Source organism: Vibrio sp. 10N.247.310.23, from assembly GCF_041467155.1.
Lineage (GTDB): Bacteria > Pseudomonadota > Gammaproteobacteria > Enterobacterales > Vibrionaceae > Vibrio > Vibrio crassostreae_C.
The window spans coordinates 50,632-68,041 of record NZ_JBFSTZ010000001.1; the positions used below are offsets into that span (position 1 = coordinate 50,632).

The 17,410-nt window shown below is 45.3% G+C and carries 17 protein-coding genes; 6 read left to right on the forward strand and 11 right to left on the reverse strand.

Annotation, left to right across the window (positions count from 1 at the left end):
- Window positions 1-9 precede the first annotated feature (9 nt).
- The 3 genes from dnaX (at window position 10) to recR (ending at window position 3,386) form a co-directional block, all read left to right on the forward strand.
- On the forward strand, window positions 10-2,226 hold the full coding sequence (dnaX, locus tag AB6D93_RS00240) for a DNA polymerase III subunit gamma/tau (protein WP_102332529.1): 2,217 nt from the start codon (window positions 10-12) through the stop codon (window positions 2,224-2,226).
- A 152-nt stretch (window positions 2,227-2,378) separates the two neighbouring features.
- Window positions 2,379-2,708, forward strand: a complete 330-nt coding sequence (locus AB6D93_RS00245; protein WP_017062338.1) for a YbaB/EbfC family nucleoid-associated protein — start codon at window positions 2,379-2,381, stop codon at window positions 2,706-2,708.
- Window positions 2,709-2,786: 78 nt separating this feature from the next.
- Window positions 2,787-3,386: a recombination mediator RecR gene (gene recR, locus AB6D93_RS00250; RefSeq protein WP_019823189.1), complete on the forward strand. Its 600-nt coding sequence runs from the start codon at window positions 2,787-2,789 to the stop codon at window positions 3,384-3,386.
- Between the two features lie 66 nt (window positions 3,387-3,452).
- On the opposite strand, the gene aqpZ is transcribed toward recR, so the two are convergent.
- The gene (gene aqpZ / locus AB6D93_RS00255) at window positions 3,453-4,142 is read right to left on the reverse strand and encodes an aquaporin Z (RefSeq protein WP_017059390.1); all 690 of its coding nucleotides are present in this window, start codon (window positions 4,140-4,142) and stop codon (window positions 3,453-3,455) included.
- A gap of 93 nt (window positions 4,143-4,235) precedes the next feature.
- On the reverse strand, window positions 4,236-4,484 hold the full coding sequence (locus tag AB6D93_RS00260) for a YkgJ family cysteine cluster protein (protein ID WP_017059389.1): 249 nt from the start codon (window positions 4,482-4,484) through the stop codon (window positions 4,236-4,238).
- A 159-nt stretch (window positions 4,485-4,643) separates the two neighbouring features.
- Between AB6D93_RS00260 and AB6D93_RS00265 the strand changes: the two genes are divergently transcribed.
- Window positions 4,644-5,081 (forward strand): YcgN family cysteine cluster protein, encoded by a 438-nt coding sequence (locus tag AB6D93_RS00265; RefSeq protein WP_102332528.1) that lies wholly within the window; start codon window positions 4,644-4,646, stop codon window positions 5,079-5,081.
- A 105-nt stretch (window positions 5,082-5,186) separates the two neighbouring features.
- On the opposite strand, the gene AB6D93_RS00270 is transcribed toward AB6D93_RS00265, so the two are convergent.
- From AB6D93_RS00270 to gap, 6 genes are all read right to left on the reverse strand, one after another.
- Window positions 5,187-7,079, reverse strand: coding sequence for a BCCT family transporter (locus tag AB6D93_RS00270; RefSeq protein WP_102332527.1), 1,893 nt, complete (start codon window positions 7,077-7,079; stop codon window positions 5,187-5,189).
- A gap of 116 nt (window positions 7,080-7,195) precedes the next feature.
- Entirely contained in the window at window positions 7,196-7,549 is a 354-nt protein-coding gene (locus AB6D93_RS00275) for a hypothetical protein (protein WP_017070749.1), read from the reverse strand.
- A 276-nt stretch (window positions 7,550-7,825) separates the two neighbouring features.
- Window positions 7,826-8,779, reverse strand: coding sequence for a ChaN family lipoprotein (locus AB6D93_RS00280; RefSeq protein ID WP_017059385.1), 954 nt, complete (start codon window positions 8,777-8,779; stop codon window positions 7,826-7,828).
- A gap of 75 nt (window positions 8,780-8,854) precedes the next feature.
- Window positions 8,855-9,670 carry a 23S rRNA (guanine(745)-N(1))-methyltransferase gene (gene rlmA, locus AB6D93_RS00285; RefSeq protein ID WP_102332526.1) on the reverse strand — a complete coding sequence of 272 codons (816 nt, stop codon included), beginning with the start codon at window positions 9,668-9,670 and terminating at the stop codon, window positions 8,855-8,857.
- Window positions 9,671-9,781: 111 nt separating this feature from the next.
- Window positions 9,782-10,666 (reverse strand): D-hexose-6-phosphate mutarotase, encoded by an 885-nt coding sequence (locus tag AB6D93_RS00290; protein WP_102332525.1) that lies wholly within the window; start codon window positions 10,664-10,666, stop codon window positions 9,782-9,784.
- 242 nt (window positions 10,667-10,908) lie between these two features.
- Window positions 10,909-11,904, reverse strand: a complete 996-nt coding sequence (gene gap, locus AB6D93_RS00295) for a type I glyceraldehyde-3-phosphate dehydrogenase (RefSeq protein WP_017059382.1) — start codon at window positions 11,902-11,904, stop codon at window positions 10,909-10,911.
- 319 nt (window positions 11,905-12,223) lie between these two features.
- On the opposite strand from gap, the gene msrB reads away from it, so the two are divergent.
- Window positions 12,224-12,661, forward strand: coding sequence for a peptide-methionine (R)-S-oxide reductase MsrB (gene msrB / locus AB6D93_RS00300; protein ID WP_080582205.1), 438 nt, complete (start codon window positions 12,224-12,226; stop codon window positions 12,659-12,661).
- Between the two features lie 175 nt (window positions 12,662-12,836).
- Here the strand turns inward: msrB and AB6D93_RS00305 are convergent, their stop codons facing one another.
- Complete coding sequence (locus tag AB6D93_RS00305; protein ID WP_102332524.1) at window positions 12,837-13,643, reverse strand: DUF2989 domain-containing protein; 807 nt, start codon at window positions 13,641-13,643, stop codon at window positions 12,837-12,839.
- A gap of 113 nt (window positions 13,644-13,756) precedes the next feature.
- Here AB6D93_RS00305 and AB6D93_RS00310 point away from each other — a divergent pair, with 113 nt between their 5' ends.
- Window positions 13,757-14,038, forward strand: a complete 282-nt coding sequence (locus tag AB6D93_RS00310) for a YeaC family protein (protein WP_010437067.1) — start codon at window positions 13,757-13,759, stop codon at window positions 14,036-14,038.
- Window positions 14,039-14,181: 143 nt separating this feature from the next.
- Here the strand turns inward: AB6D93_RS00310 and ansA are convergent, their stop codons facing one another.
- Together ansA and sppA are read right to left on the reverse strand one after the other, a co-directional pair.
- Window positions 14,182-15,198, reverse strand: coding sequence for an asparaginase (gene ansA / locus AB6D93_RS00315; RefSeq protein WP_102332523.1), 1,017 nt, complete (start codon window positions 15,196-15,198; stop codon window positions 14,182-14,184).
- A gap of 118 nt (window positions 15,199-15,316) precedes the next feature.
- Complete coding sequence (gene sppA / locus AB6D93_RS00320; RefSeq protein ID WP_102332522.1) at window positions 15,317-17,167, reverse strand: signal peptide peptidase SppA; 1,851 nt, start codon at window positions 17,165-17,167, stop codon at window positions 15,317-15,319.
- Between the last annotated feature and the right edge of the window lie 243 nt (window positions 17,168-17,410).

Below are 17,410 nucleotides of genomic sequence, written 5' to 3' on the forward strand. Positions count from 1 at the left end.
GAATTATTCATGAGCTATCTTGCGTTAGCGCGAAAATGGCGACCAACCAAATTCAAAGAAGTGGTTGGTCAAGCCCATGTTTTAACAGCATTAGAGAATGCCCTTAGCCAGAATAGGTTGCACCACGCATACCTGTTCAGCGGTACACGAGGTGTTGGTAAAACAACCATCGGTCGTTTGTTTGCTAAGGGACTCAACTGTGAAACAGGCATTACCTCAACACCTTGTGGTGAATGTGCAACCTGTAAAGAAATCGATGAAGGTCGCTTTGTTGACCTGCTCGAGATCGATGCGGCATCACGAACTAAGGTAGAAGATACCCGCGAGCTTCTGGACAATGTTCAGTACAAGCCTGCACGTGGTCGCTTCAAGGTTTACCTAATCGATGAAGTCCACATGCTTTCCAGGCACAGCTTTAACGCGCTTCTAAAGACCTTAGAAGAGCCGCCTGAGTATGTGAAATTCTTGCTCGCAACAACGGATCCACAGAAGCTTCCAGTAACGATCTTGTCGCGTTGTTTGCAGTTCCATCTTAAGCCGATCAGCGTTGATAATATTCACGAGCAGCTCGATCATATTCTTGAACAAGAAGATGTGACGTCTGAATCTCGTGCGCTTGGAATGATTGCTCATGCTGCTGATGGCAGTATGCGTGATGCGCTAAGCCTTACAGACCAAGCTATCGCATTGGGTAATGGCAATGTCGTAACAGATACTGTTGCTCACATGCTCGGAACACTGGATACCGACCAAGCTATCCACTTGCTTGAAGCGATTAGCAGTAAGCAGCCACAGCAAGCGATGGCGTGTATCCAAAGCCTTGCTGAGAACGGTGTTGAGTGGGATGGTTTGCTGAATCAGCTTGCGGCCCAACTGCATCGTCTTGCGATGTTCCAAGCTTTGCCATCTACATTAGATAAGGCACAGCCTGACGCTGAGAAGCTTGAACTACTGAGCAAAGCGCTTAGCCCACAAGACATTCAACTCTACTACCAGATCGTATTGAAAGGTCGTGAAGACTTACCATTGTCGCCAACCGCTCGCGTTGGTATTGAGATGGTGGTTTTACGCATGTTGGCATTTAGACCAGCTGAACAAGCGGTTGCTACGGCAATCTCGACTCAGTCGGCAAGCCCAGCGCCAGTTCCAGCAGCTCAAGCTCAGAACGTTGCTCAGTCAGTGAGTCAACCTGCGCCAATGGCAGCTCCGAGACAGCCTCAGATGCAACAACAGGCGCCTCAACAGCAAGCTATGCAGCAGCCACCCGTGCAACAGACTCCAGCACAGTATTCAGATTCGCAAGGTTACGCTGAACATTCAGGCAACCAAGGTTATCCAGAACAGGATTACCCGCATAGCCAGTATGACGCGCCTCCTGCTTATGATGAGCGTCCAAGCTACGGTGCAGATCAGCCTCAGCAGCAACAAACGAATTATCAAAACCAGAGCCCGGTTCAACAGCCAAGCGTTGCACCTTCTGCTCCGCAAGAGCAGCCGGCGCGTGCAACTTCGCCTGTGAGTGGTTTACGCCACCAATTACGTTCTCAACGTAGAGGCAGCGCGGCAACAGAAAACAAAGGCTCGGCGCCAAAAAAGGCTAAAGCGACACCAGCTAAAACTTCAGTTCTTGATCGAGTTGCTCAGCAACACGGTGGTTCTGAGCGGGTGTCGCCAGCTTCTTTATCAGCCTCTTCGACAGAAAATGTGACCAACGATAATGAACCTTATCGCTGGAAACCGTCTAAACCTGTAGTGAAAGAGGTGAGCAAAGAGCTTACACCTACTCAGATCAAGCGTGCGTTAGAGCATATTAAGACACCAGAAATGGTCGACAAATTGCTTCAAGAGTCGATTGCTCAAGATGAATGGTCCGCCACGATTCAAAAGCTAGAGACAGCCAAGCTTGTTGAACAGTTAGCATTGAACTCAGTGTTTGCTAAAAACGACACATCAATCACTTTAACGTTAAGAGCGAGCCAAGCTCACTTGAATACGGACCGTGCACAGAGTGAATTATTGCAGTCTCTCAATACTGTGCTTGGAGAAGAGTGTCATTTGAGTGTTGAAATCGGTGATGGTGGAGAAACGCCGCTAGAATTACGAGAAAGGTTGTACCAAGGTAAGTTGAAAGACGCGTTTACCGCTTTAGAAAACGATGCCAACGTACAGTTCATTGAAAGACGTTTTGCCGCTGAACTCGACAGAGACAGCGTTCGTCCTATCTAGAACGTTTTCTTGTTTAGTGACCGGCATATCATCCCAGATAAGCAAATCTGAGAACTGAACATCGAGGGGTTGAATCACACTGTTTTAACCCCCATTTAAGCTCGTATAGCTTAATTAATTTTAATAAACCAATTAGACCAGAGAGTATTAACATGTTTGGTAAAGGCGGTATGGGCAACATGATGAAGCAAGCCCAGCAAATGCAAGAGCGCATGCAAAAGCTTCAAGAAGAAATCGCAAATATGGAAGTTACAGGTGAGTCAGGTGCTGGCCTTGTAAAAGTAACGATCACTGGTAGCCACAGCGTTCGCCGTGTTGATATCGATGAAAGCCTAATGGAAGACGATAAAGAGATGCTTGAAGATCTTATCGCTGCTGCTTTCAACGATGCGGCTCGTCGCGTTGAAGAAACTCAAAAAGAGAAAATGGCTAGCGTAACTGGCGGAATGCAACTTCCACCAGGTATGAAGATGCCTTTCTAAGTAACTTATTCTTAAAGGTTAATTCAGGTGGTGGTTTGTGTTGAACAGGCTATTACTTGAACATTAGAACGGTTAAATATGCGTACCAGTCATATGCTGGAGCATTTGATGGAGGCCTTACGTTGTCTACCTGGGGTTGGCCCCAAGTCGGCGCAGCGTATGGCCTTTCATTTGTTACAGCGCGATAGAAAAGGCGGCCTACAATTGGCTGAAGCTCTTAGCCAAGCAATGACCGAAATTGGTCACTGTAATGAGTGCCGTACTTTTACTGAAGAAGATACTTGCCACATTTGTACCAATCCTAAACGTCAGGAAAATGGTCAAATCTGTGTAGTAGAAAGCCCTGCAGACATTGCAGCAATAGAAGCGACTGGCCAATATTCAGGCCGTTACTTTGTATTGATGGGCCACCTTTCACCACTTGATGGTATTGGTCCAAGTGACATCGGTCTCGATGTTTTGGACTACCGCCTGCGTCGTGGTGATATCTCGGAAGTAATCCTAGCGACTAACCCAACAGTTGAAGGGGAAGCGACAGCGCACTACATTGCTGAGCTATGTAATGCCCATGAAGTGAACGCTAGCCGTATCGCTCATGGTGTTCCCGTTGGTGGTGAGCTAGAGCTGGTGGATGGCACCACGCTTTCGCACTCCTTACTCGGTCGTCATAAGATCTAAAAAAGCCGCTTGGTGAAGCATCACTAAGCGGCTTTTTCTTTTATTGCTTTAGACGTTTTTCAGCGCTTAATCTGAACCTCTCACCGCTTTGTATATCATCGCGCCAATCACGGCACCAATAATCGGTGCAATCCAGAATAGCCACAATTGCGAAACGGCCCAATCACCGACAAATACGGCTACACCAGTACTTCGCGCAGGATTCACCGAGGTATTGGTTACAGGGATACTGATAAGGTGAATTAGGGTCAAACAAAGACCAATTGCGATAGGTGCAAACCCAGCGGGTGCTTTCGAATCCGTCGCGCCCATAATCACGAATAGGAACACCATGGTCATGACCACTTCACAAACGAGAGCTGCTGTGAGCGAGTAGCCGCCCGGTGAGTGTTCACCATAACCATTTGAAGCAAAGCCAGATGCCGCAGCGTCAAAGCCTGCTTGGCCTGAAGCAATCACAAATAACACGCCGCCCGCGATAATACCGCCAATCACTTGGGCAATAATATAAGGCGCAACATCCTTGCCATCAAAGCGACCACCACTCCATAGACCGATGGTGACAGCAGGGTTGAGGTGGCAACCGGATATATGACCAATAGCGAAAGCCATAGTGAGTACGGTTAAACCAAAGGCAAGGGAAACTCCGAGTAGACCAATTCCCACATCAGGGAAAGCCGCGGCTAAGACGGCACTACCACAACCGCCTAACACCAACCAAAACGTACCGAACATTTCTGCGATATACTTATTCATAACTATCCTTATTAATCTTTACCAGTATCAATAAGATAGTTTAGTTCTATCAAAGTTGTGAAATCTTGGGCATATATAAGAAGAAAAGTATTGTTAAGTTATTGCTTCGAGCTCAATAAGGTTATCAAGCGCTTCTTGGTCGGTTTTACCACAAATGACAGGGCAAGCTTTGAATTGGTGACATACCTTCGGGCGTGAAGGTTGACCAAATAATTTGCAGAGATCTTGCTCATTTAATTGGATGCAGCGTACCCCAGCAGGCTTACCATTAGGCATTCCAGGAATAGCAGATGTAATACTTGGAGCGATACAGCATGCTCCACAACCTAGGCGACATTCCATCAAATTAAACTCACTAAATAACAGGGTGCGCGATAGTAGCAAAAAATGATGAGAGTGACAGCTGTTGATTGAATCAAAGAATGAACAATTATTATCCTTGAACTTTTTATGGGCTAGCGGTATAACACGCACCCCAGTAAAAGAGTAAGAAGTAATCCTATGACGAATCCATTTTGGCAAGAAAAGACACTAGAACAGATGACCAAGAATGAGTGGGAATCACTTTGCGACGGTTGTGGTAAGTGCTGCCTACATAAACTAATGGATGAAGATAGCGATGAAGTTTACTACACCAATGTGGCGTGTAGCTGGTTAAACGACAAAACATGTTCGTGTAAAGATTACCCGAACCGCTTCACTTCAGGTGAAGAGTGTTTGAAGCTGACTCGTGACAAGATCGATGAGTTTCACTGGCTACCAGACACTTGTGCTTACCGCCTTTTATCAGAATCTAAGCCGATTCCTGAATGGCACCCGTTGATCACCGGATCAAAAACAGAGATGCATGCAGCAGGTGAAAGCGTTCGTAACAAAGTGGTATACGAAATCGATGTTGTCGATTGGGAAGATCACATCTTGAACCACCCGAACCGCTAGTTAACGAAGACTAGTCAATCACCCGAATAAAAAAAGGCTCACATTTCTGTGAGCCTTTGTCGTATTTAGGAGGGTCCAAATCAATGGACTGTGTCATGGCTAATGTCAAGCAAGCGGTAAGTCTGCAACCACCTGATTGAACGTGATACGAGCATTCTGAGCTTGCTCAGATAACTCGATCTTTTTCGCTTGTGCGGCACTAAGATTACTCTCGGCCTGATCAAGTGCTTGTTGTAGGTTCTCTGGTAACTCGTGAGTTTCCATTTGTGAACCTTGTTCTAACACATAAGCGCGAATTTCTTTCTTCACTGCGGCAAGTTCTGTGTAAGCAACACGCTCAAGTTCTGCGGCTTCTTGTGCTGCATCTCTTTCTTTCTCAAACTGAGCCAACGCCATACCTTCAGCAGACCAAGGGTCCATGTCTGGCAGTTCTTCGATGTTGATCGTTGGCTCGATATACGCATCTTGATGGCGTAGGTCGAGGTTAGTCGCACGAACCGCTGAAATCATCAGCATCACAGAAATAGCAAGCAGTGGTAAGCCACCAACAATCGCCGCCGTTTGTAGCGTACTTAGACCGCCTAAGAACATTAGAATCGTTGGTAAGAACGACAGAGTAAATGCCCAGAACATACGGTTCCAGCGCATTGGCTCTTCGGTCACGTTATTTTGTACAACAGACGCTAGGATGTATGAGATAGAGTCAAATGTTGTTGCCGTGAAAATGATACACAGCATTGTAAATACAGCGATAACCAGCGTGCTCATTGGCAATTGTGCAAGCATCGAGAAGATAGCTTTGGTTGCGCCTTCCGCATTCAAAATGGTAACGACATCTAGCTCACCAGAAAGCTGCAGTGATAGGCCGTAGTTACCTAAGATCATGAAGAACAGGAAACAACCTAGAGAACCAAAGAAGATCGACCCTGACACCATTTGTTTGATGGTTCTGCCGCGAGAGATACGCGCAACAAACAGACCCATACTCGGTGCAAATACTAGCCACCATGCCCAGTAGAAAATCGTCCAGTCTTGTGGGAAGTGAGTGTTTTCGAATGTACCGTAACCACCAAATGGTTCAGCCCACGTTGCCATCACGAAGAAGTTAGACAGTAGACGACCAATTGAGTCTAAGCCTGTTTCTAACATGAAGATTGTTGGACCCGCGATCAGAACGAAAGCCAGTAGACCCATCGCACCCCAGAAGTTGATGTTACTTAGGATCTTGATGCCTTTTTCCAATCCAGCATAAGATGAGTAAGCAAAAATCGCAGTACACACTAAAAGCACCATCACTTGCGTTAGGTTATTTTTAGGTAGACCAAATAGGTGATTTAGACCTTCAGTGATCAGAGGAGCGGCTAAACCTAATGTTGTTGCAGCGCCGCCTAATAGACCGAAAATGAATAGGATATCAACGATCTTTCCTGGTACGCCTTTACTACGGTGTTCACCAAGAACAGGCATTAATGCGCTTGAAATCTTTAGAACAGGTTGTTTACGTACGTAGAAGAAGTAAGCGATAGGAATTGCCGGGATTAGGTAGATAGACCATGCGATTGGTCCCCAGTGGAATAGGCCGTAGGTCGCAGCCCAGCGTACTGCTTCTTCACTGCCAGGTTCTAGTTGGAAAGGCGGTGATTGGTAGTAGTAAGCCCACTCAATACAGCCCCAATACAAGATACTTGCACCGATACCGCCACAAAATAGCATGGCAGCCCATGATGCAGTTTTAAACTCAGGCTCTTCATCAGCTTCGCCCAGTTTAATTTGTCCCATATCACTGAATACTACGTACACCATAAATGCACAGGCTGCGAGACCTAGAGCAAGATACAGGAATCCGAGTTGATCAGTCATGAATGTTTTCGCAACCGCAATCCAGTCTGCGCCCTGTGCAGGGAACAAAATGAGCGGGAAAACTATCGTGAGTAGGAGTGCTATAGCACCAAAAAAGGTTGGCTTATCGATAAGCTCAAAAGTGTTTTTTACGAGTATTATTCCATTAAAATGAGAGCGGAATTATGGAATGAACTCGTTTTTTAGACCTAATCGGGTCTATTGTCGTAACGATAAATCGCTTTTATTCTAGAGAATGCGATAGGTTAGCAAGGCTAAATGAGTGCGAGAAGAATACCGCCTACGGTTGCCGCTGCGGACAGGTATTGCCCCGCTGAATAAGAACCATCATCTTCTTCTTCAATCTTATCTGGGTGATCCATACCCAAGGCACCATGAGCGAATGACTCAACTTTATCGGTAACTGTCGCGTTTTCTGCTTCGACTTTCTTCGCTTCTTTATCAATTTCTTTTAGGGCAGATAAGAGTGCTTTGCCTTCATCAGAAAGCTTAACCGTATTTTGCTCAACCTTAAGCGGTGTAGGCTTTTCAGCTTCGTTAGCTGAACTCTTAGCGTTCATCTGCGAAGGCGAATACAGCTGAGTATTACTCGTTCCTACTGGCGTCATATAGCTCTCCTTACCTATCCTTAAATATAGTATCGGCAGAGGTGTGAAAAACTTGTGCAATTAATCATCGATAGTGATGTTTTTTTATTCGCACATTACATTTTCGTCTGCTTGGTTAAATCGTCTATTTACTAAGCAAGTCTTGTGCCGATAAGAATGTTTGATTTTAGATAGAGTTAGGATGAATGACGGGAACGTGATCAAGTTGTGACGATGGGCTAATTATCTAGGATTAGCCCATCGACTCTTTAGCTTAGAAGAGTGGATCAACAGATCCTACTCACACTCTAGGCTAGCGCTACGTTTTGACAGATGCTTGTATGCCTTCATTCGGTTCTCTTTCTTTACAAAGCGAGCCGGCGGCGAAAGCACTTCAAGCTGATAATCACCGCTATCCGATGAGATCGCTTCAACCGGGCTGATGATGGCGATTTTTAAATCAGGGTTACGACGTAGAATTGATGCCGCCGTCCCTAAACCACCCTCGGTGTGGAACTTGCCAGCCACGTGAATCACTTGTTTATCAGGGTTTGATGCTAGGTAATCCACAATCGACTCAGCCATGGTTTCGTCCCAGGTAACCTGAGCGGCAAACTGCTTTTCTGTTTGCTCTGGCGTACCGTGATGCATAGAAGCCATGAACTTTTCTTTGTAAGGGCTATCGCCAGTATCCACTTCGGCAGCAATCCATTGGCGTTGCTCGGTCGATAATTGGTCTAGGTAAGGCAATCCTTTACGGCCAATACACTGCACGAATGGCTTTGGTGCATTTGCCGCAATAACATCGACGTCGTTGGCTTTTGCGAACTCAACTAACGCGCGGTAATCACTTTCGTAATTTGGCCAAGCTGCCGCTTGAGACATGAGAATTTGTTCGCCAATTTCGCCGTTTAAGTATTGGTCAAGTGTGGCTTGGTGCTCTCGAGTGAACTGTTCCATTGAAAGCGCAATGTTTGATGTTGCGTTGCGGCGCGCTTTTAAGAAGTCGGTTTGGAAGCGGTGAATGGCAGAATGCGTGTGCCATTCGCCAATTAGAACCACATCAGCGTCAATCAGCTGCTCGGGTAATGCATCGAGAGAAAGTGTTTCGCCTTGTGGAGAAGCGAACTGGTAGTCATAGAATGTGGAAACGGATTCCGTTTGAGCCACTTTTTGAGAAGTGTCTTTTGCAGGTTGACTAGCACAAGCCGTGAGAAGAGTAGCTAATCCGATAAGAATAATACGTTGCATGAAATGCCTCCTTGAAGAACACGCATACTAAAGGAGGCAAGATAAGATTTCAATGCAAACGATAATCAATATCAATTAAATTTGTTTGCGGTACACTCGCAGCATAAAGTCAGCTTCACAGTTGAATTGCTCTGCCTCGGTGAGTTGTTGTTTAAACTCTTCACTCGCCTTCCAAGCAAACGGCGTCATCTGTAGCAGGTCGAATGCATCTGACCCCGATAGTTCCATCATATAGTTTAGTTGCTCTTGATGCTCAAGCGTAAAACCTTCGATCACTTCTGGATCTTCATCGTGCAAGCGAACGCCATCATAAATTGCATCACGCAGTTGATACAGGTGTCGGCTAGCTGGTGTCACGGTGATCACCACACCATTATCTTTGATGGTGCGTTGTAACTCTTCAGCCTTGCAAGGCGCGTAAATGCGTAGAATTCCGTCTAAGCTGTTTTCAGCAAAGGGTAGGCGATGGCTTGATGCAACTGAGAAGTCGACAGCAGGGTAGCGTTTAGCGGCGTATTTGATAGCAATCTTAGAAATGTCTAGGCCAAACGTAGCCCCTTTCTTTTCTTGAAGATTCACAGCAATTTCGTTGGTGTAATAACCTTCGCCACAACCAATATCCAATAGGCTAGGCGTCTCTTCTGGTAGATAGCGAGAACACAACGTCACCACCGCTTGGCGCATTGGGTCATAGTGGTTACCTTCAAGGAAGCGACGACGTGCCTGCATCATCTCTTTGTTGTCACCTGGATCTTTTGAGCGTTTGTGGTGCGCAGGCATCAAATTGACGTAGCCTTCTTTCGCTAGGTCGAACTGATGGTTCTTTTCACACTTAAACGTACGATCGTTTTGAGATAAAGGTTGGTGACACAAAGGGCATTGGTAAGTCATGGAGACCTCTAAAGGAGAATAGACAGCGCAAGTGTAACGAGCTAAAACCAAAAAGTAAAAGAGCGACATAAAGCCGCTCAAAAATCGTTTTTTATAACTGTATTTATACGGTTATTGGGCACTAATCACAGTAATCAGCTGGTGGCTTTCACCAGGCTGTAATGTTTTTCCTGCTTCTAGGCTTGGTGCGTGCAGTGTTGATTCAACACATAGCATGGTTAGGTAACCGTCGTCTTGCATGTCGCCCATACCCGCAGCGCCTTCTGCCCACGGGTTCCACAGTACTGCAGAGTTATGACCGTGGTTTTCAACTGTTAGCGTGCGATCCAGCTTCTTGTCAGCAACAAAGATTTGCGCTTCTGGTTGCGTGTAAACGCGGTCAATCGTGTCGGTCAGTACCAGTTCAGATCCACCTTGGCAGATCTTGCCACCTTGCAGGCTATCAATGTACTCAGCACCCATACCAGTGGTGGTTGTGTTGTGGATATCGCCAACGTTTAGGTAAGTGTGTAGTGCACCAGAGAAAGTCCATGGCTGAGAATCAGTGTTCTTCACGTCCAGCGTTACTTTTAGTTGTTCGCCGATCTCAACATTCAAGCGAGCATCAAACTGATGAGGCCATACTGCTAGCGTCTCTTCGCTTGGCTTCAGACCTAAGCTAACAATCACGCCAGCTTCGCTTTCACGGTGTTCAACCAATTGCCATTCACTTGAACGGGCAAAACCATGTGCTGGTGCTGCAATGCGGCCAAACCAAGGCCAACATACTGGAATACCACCACGCAGAGCCGTTTTACCATCGAACTTAGCTTGTTGGCTCATCCAAATTAGGTCTTCTTGACCTTGCGGTTGGAATGACACCACATGGCCGCCAAACAGTGAAATCGCTGCGTTTGCTTTATCGTGGATAACGCGAACCAGTTTTACACCTTCGTGTTCAACGATAGTGACGTTGTCAGAAAGTACCGCCAGTGCAGGTAGAGTAGATAAATCCATTACATGATCCTTCTAAGGAAATTGAATTCAAATGCTGACTAGAGTGATGCTTGTGTTTTCATGAGTAACAAGCAGAGTCAGTATTAGAATTGAATTTTGCGTTTGGGCTATCTTGATGAGCTTAGACAGACGCGGTTTAAAAGATAGCAGGCATTAAAAAGGCGACACTAAGGTCGCCTTTTTCAAAGTCTGCTCAAAACAGTCTTCGCTAATACTTATCTAAAGCGATTTCTAAAAAGAAATTACTTAGAGATGTGAGCGATTAGGTCTAGAACTTTGTTTGAGTAACCGATTTCGTTGTCGTACCAAGATACAACTTTAACGAATTTGTCAGTTAGAGCAACACCAGCTTTAGCATCGAATACTGAAGTTTGAACTTCACCGATGAAATCTTGTGATACTACTTGGTCTTCAGTGTAACCAAGAACGCCAGCCATTTCGCCTTCAGAAGCTTCTTTCATTGCAGCACAAATTTCTTCGTAAGATGCAGCTTCTTTTAGGTTAACTGTTAGGTCAACTACAGATACGTTAGCAGTTGGTACACGGAAAGCCATACCAGTTAGAAGGCCGTTTAGTTCTGGAAGAACAACGCCTACAGCTTTAGCAGCACCAGTTGAAGATGGGATGATGTTTTGAGAAGCACCACGGCCACCGCGCCAGTCTTTAGCAGAAGGGCCATCTACAGTTTTTTGAGTTGCTGTAGTAGCGTGAACTGTAGTCATAAGACCAGACTCAATGCCCCACTTATCGTTAAGTACTTTAGCGATAGGTGCAAGACAGTTAGTAGTACAAGAAGCGTTAGAAACGATGTCTTGACCAGCGTAAGATGCTTGGTTAACGCCCATTACGAACATTGGAGTTGCATCTTTAGAAGGACCAGTAAGAACTACTTTCTTAGCGCCAGCAGTGATGTGCTTACGTGCAGTCTCGTCAGTTAGGAAAAGACCAGTTGCTTCAGCAACTACGTCTACGTCGATAGCATCCCACTTAAGGTCTTCTGGGTTACGCTCAGCTGTAACACGTACAGTTTTACCGTTAACGATTAGGTTACCGCCTTCAACTTCAACAGTACCGTTGAAACGGCCGTGAGTTGAGTCGTACTTAAGCATGTATGCCATGTACTCTACGTCGATTAGATCGTTAATACCTACTACTTCGATGTCTGCACGCTCTTGAGCTGCGCGGAATACGAAACGGCCGATACGGCCAAAACCGTTAATACCTACTTTGATAGTCATTGTAGTTGCTCCACAACTTAATTTCTGATTAAAGATAACTGGTAGTAAAATTACAGAATCCAGTATACATCTGCAATAGATAATCCGACTTAACTTGTTTAATGTCAAAAAAAAGCGACGCTTTTCTTAACAATTGGGTGTAAGTGATTGAAAATTGACCATTGCAAGTGGCTCTGTACCCTTCCAGTTGGGTAAAATACCCCTAAATGATGATTCACTTATGAGTGTATATGTACAATGTTTCCTGGTGAGAAAGTATGTGCTACAAAACGACTCATATGCAAGCCTTTATAGAAAAAAGTAAATATAATAACTGAGAATGTGGAGAGATATTAACGTGATTCAAAAGGGAGGAAATATGATAAAGCCTGATGAATACTGGCGTGAGCGCCTAACGGACGACGAATTTTCAGTGTGTCGTGAGCGTGGTACTGAAGCCCCATATAGCGGCAAGTTACTGCACAACCATAAGACTGGCGTCTATAGCTGCACATGCTGTGAAAGCCCTTTGTTTCTGTCGGATAACAAATATGACTCTGGGTGTGGTTGGCCAAGCTTTGATGCCCCAGTGAATGATGAAGCAGTACGCTATATAGAAGATCTAAGTCACGGAATGAAGCGTGTAGAGATCCGTTGTACCGCCTGTGATAGCCATTTAGGTCACGTTTTTCCAGATGGCCCGAAGACCACAGGTGAACGGTTCTGTGTTAATTCAGTGTCGTTAATTTTCAACAAAAATGACGAAAGTACGAAATAACTTGTAACTATTGTCTAATCCTTACAGGTCGCATTTGTCGATTTAGGAATGCTGAAACGCCCAAGGTTTCAGATTTAACTCTAGTACAAATAAAAACAGCTACTAAAAAGGTAGCTGTTTTTATTTGAAAGCAGGTGAATAACAAGCTTAAGTAAGAACACTATAAATGAAGCGATCAGTAACTCGGGACGATTGAAGGGCTGTAAATTCCATCCTCAATCGCTTCGACGATGTTATCTGCGTCTTTATTTAGCTTCTTATAGGTTGCCTTGTCGAAATGGTACAACACCGTGAGCTCGGCTTCAGAAGCAATCGGCACGTCAAAGTCTTTGGCAACCATTGCCCAAACGTACGCTTTTTCCATATGTCCCAGGCTGTGGTTGATACTGGCCATCGACTTGAAGATTTCAGTGTTGGCTACCGAGCCATTAGAAAGCGTTAGCGCATTATTGAGTAGCTTAAGTGTCTTTATATGATTGCGGGTGGTATAGAAGGTTGCCAAGGCATATTGCATCTCAGCTGTGTTTAACGCTTCAGAGCCTTCTAGTTGTAGGAAACTGCGTCTGGCATTGGTGTCCCCAGTTTGCGACCACAAGAAGTAAAGCGTTTCCGGTGTATCAGATTTCGATAGCTCATCAACAATGCGCTCAGACTCTTCGATACTGTGCATTAAAGAGGTAAAGCGACGCTCTTGCAGCTTAGATTGATCGATCGTTTCGATCTGTGCCGCGAGCTCTAGGCACTTTTTGTAGGCAGTGACTAATTCGAATTCTTTAATTTTGTTGATTTCGGTGGGTTGCTTCTGAACTTCAAATCGATGCCAGATGAGGTCGGTACGTGCGACACGACATTGCCCATCGTTCATGTTCAATTGTTCACACTGAAGACCCGGATTGCTTTGGCACAGTTGATCGGTACTTTTGTTCCCTTCAAGACACCCAACCAGAGTGAAAGGCAATAGGCTAATCGCCAACCATTTCATAATTTTCATATTCCTTCACTTGTGATCAGATGCACTTATTATTGGTCAGGTTCTTGACTCAATTCTGTTACGGGTTATTTTCTGGTGAAAATTGTTAAAACTAAGGCTTTACCATGGATGCAGAACAACTTCTTAGCGCAATGACACCCGAGGTCTACGAACGTTTAACCTACGCAGTTGAAACGGGTAAATGGCCAGAAGGTACGGCGCTCTCAAAAGAACAGCGCGACTCGTGTATGCAAGCGGTTATGTTATACCAATCTAAACATAACTCTGAAGCTCAACATATGACAATTGCAGCTGGTGGTGAGATTAGCTTTAAATCTAAGTCTGAACTAAAGAAACAGTTTAAGTCAGATCAAGAAGACATTGTTAGGGTTAACCCGAATCATTAAGCTTAAATTACAACAAAGGGGTGGCAATGTGCCACCCCTTTTAGTTTAACTCGTTTATTTATAAGCAATAAAACGATTTAGTTCACGTTAAGCCGCCGTTACTTTCATAGAATAGCTGGCTTTAACGTGAATCCTTGAACAGGTTATAAGCTCATCTCACCGCGCAATACTTGTTGCATCTGAGCCTTCACTTCTTCGTAGCCTAGGTTTTGGCTTAATAGATAATGCAATTTCGCCAGTGCCGCTTCTGGTGTCATATCGTAACCACTCACCACGCCCGCTTCTGCTAGTGCACAACCTGTCGCGTAACCACCCATGTTGACTTTACCAGCCAAACATTGAGTTAGGTTCACCACAATAACACCGCGCTCTGAGGCATCTTTCAGGTGCTGAAGCAGTTCTGGGTTTTGTGGTGCGTTACCCACACCGAAAGTAAGCAGAATCATCGCGTTAACAGGTTGTAATAGCGTGTTACGGATAACTTCGTGTGAGATGCCTGGGTACATTGTGATTACGCCGATAGGTTGCGGAGTAATGTTATGAACCTTGAAAGCACCTTTAGGTTGTTCGTTTACCTTTACGTTATTGCTAAGTTGGATATTGATACCCGCTTCTAGCAATGGATTCAGGTTTGGAGAGGTAAACGCATTGAAGCCATCTGCGTGTGATTTTGTGCTGCGATTACCACGCATCAACTTGTTGTTGAAGAACAGTGTCACTTCGTTGATTGGGTAGTTTGCTGCAATGTGTAGCGCATTCAGCAGGTTTGCTTGTCCGTCTGAACGAAGCTCTGCTAATGGGATCTGAGAGCCCGTAACAATCACAGGTTTGCAGAGGTTTTCAAGCATGAAAGACAGTGCAGAGGCAGTGTAAGCCATAGTGTCTGTGCCATGCAGGATAACGAAACCATCGTACTTATCGTAGTTCGCGCGAATGTCATCAGCGATAGTTTGCCAATCAAGTGGCGTCATATCTGAAGAGTCCATTAATGGAGAGTATTCGTGAATGGTGTACTCAGGCATCTCTGGGCGATGGAATTCAGGCATGCCAGCTAGCTGCTTATCCATGAAACCTGCGACTGGAACATAGCCGTGGTCAATAGACTTCTGCATGCCAATTGTGCCGCCGGTGTACGCGATATAGATGTGTTTTCTTTCCATGGCGATTAATACTTAGTGTGATGTAGGGAACAGGGGGGCGATTATAGCGAATTATCATGCAATAAAAAGAGGCACCTCACACAGAGGTACCCCTTAGTCATTGAGTTATTGGCTCAACTTATTGAACTTGGCAATTTAAGCAGAAAGCGTATCGGCCTTGTGGGTCGTTAAAGCTGCCTAACAGCTGGCTATCTTGAGCTAACTGCTGAGTAACAGGCTGTAAACTGCTTGGTATCATCGATTGAATATCTAGGCCTATCGACATCTGAACTTGGTTCATAAATTCTTGAATAAATTGTTCAGTGGCCGAAAGTGGCTCTTCTACCCAGTAGATGTTGTAGCTTTCAAGCTCTGCAAGTGAAGCCGCAGCTGCAACCGCATCATCGAAATCACCAATCTCATCGACTAAGCCCTTCTGAATCGCATCTTGACCTGTCCAAACTCGACCTTGAGCAATCTTGTCGACAGCATCGACTTCCAGACCGCGATTTTCTCCAACTAGGCTGATGAATCGGCGGTATCCGTTTTCAATGCCCATTTGGAACGCGTCTTTCGCGCCATCGCTAAGCCCAGTTGTAATACCAAGACCTGAGAAAGGTGAGGTACCAACGCCATCTGTGTAGACACCAATATCATTCAGCCCTTTTTCGAAGGTGGTGATAACACTGAAGATACCAATCGAACCCGTTAGTGTGGTTGGTTGAGCTAAGATCTTATCCGCACCCATCGAGATCCAGTAACCACCCGAAGCAGCAAGGCTCGACATCGACACAACAACCGGTTTACCCGCTTGCTTGATCGCTTCTATTTCATTACGGATAACTTCAGAAGCAAAGGCACTGCCACCTGGACTATCGACACGAAGTACAACGGCTTTCACTTTATCGTCGTTACGTGCTTGGCGCAGTAGGGCTGCAGTGGTGTCTCCGCCAACTGTGCCACGCGGTTGCTTGCCATCCATAATTGCGCCGCTCGCTACAATCACGGCAACGTCGTGAGATTCACTGGTCATGTCTGGAAGCATGGTTGCACGGTATTCGTAGTAACCAAACGCGTTGTAGCTGTCTTGGCCGTCACTGCCGAAAACATCGGCAAGCTCTAGTCGAACTTGCTGGCGTGTCGCTAGCTCATCCACTAAGCCAAGTTTCTCGGCCAGTTTTGCAATGTCACCGTCCACAGACTCAAGTTCTTTCAAGAAGGTGTCCATGCTTGGGTTCAGTGTCTTAGCGTCTATTTGACGGTTGTTGCTGACGTCATCAACGTACGCACCCCATAGTTGGCTTAACCAACGAGAAGCGGACTCTTTCGCTGCGTCTGACATGTCATCACGAATGAAAGGCTCAATAGCTGACTTATAAGTGCCCACACGGAACACGTGCGTGTTTACGTCTAGTTTCTCTAACAACGTTTTGTAGTAAAGCGAGTAAGCGCTATAGCCTTTAAGAAGAACCCCACCATCTGGTGATAGGAAGACCTTAGTTGCGTAGCTGGCTAGGTAGTATTGGCTTTGGTTGTAAAAGTCACCCACCGCATAAATCGGTTTGCCTGTTGCTTTGAACTCATTCAATGCTTTAGCAATGTAGCGTAGCTTGGTCAGGTTGGTTTCTGGCAGCTCTTTGAGAGCTAAAACGATACCAGTAACCTTGTCATCGTCTTTTGCGTAGCGAATCGTTTCAACGATATCAAACAGGATGTTCTCTTTTGGAAGGTCTTTGCCAAGTAGTGAACCTGTGACCGAATCCATCGGATTGATATAGCGGCTTTGTTCCACAATAGGGCCAGACAGATTAAGCACTAAAGCCGAATCCTGAGGAACCGTCGGTTGAGCCGTATCTGAATGGAAGTACACAAAGTAGATGATGGCGATACTGAGTAAAAAGACTAGGTTAACCAGCGCAAGACGTACAAACGTAATGAGCTTCCAAATCCCTTTAAAGAACATGCCTATAAATTTGAATATTTTTTTCATTCTGTCTCCGCAGTGAGATCACGTCGCTTTAACAAGCCGTAGTACCATTAATCTCAATAATATGAACTGCTTAGTATCCTACGATAATTCCCAAGCTCAAACTACACCAAGAATTGTTAATCGATATATATTCTCATTAAGTGTAGTCAAATTAAGGGCTTCTGAACGATTAATACGTGCAGCATTATGATCGGTGTTACAAAAATGTAAACGGTTGTTTGAACTTTTGGTAATTGAACTATA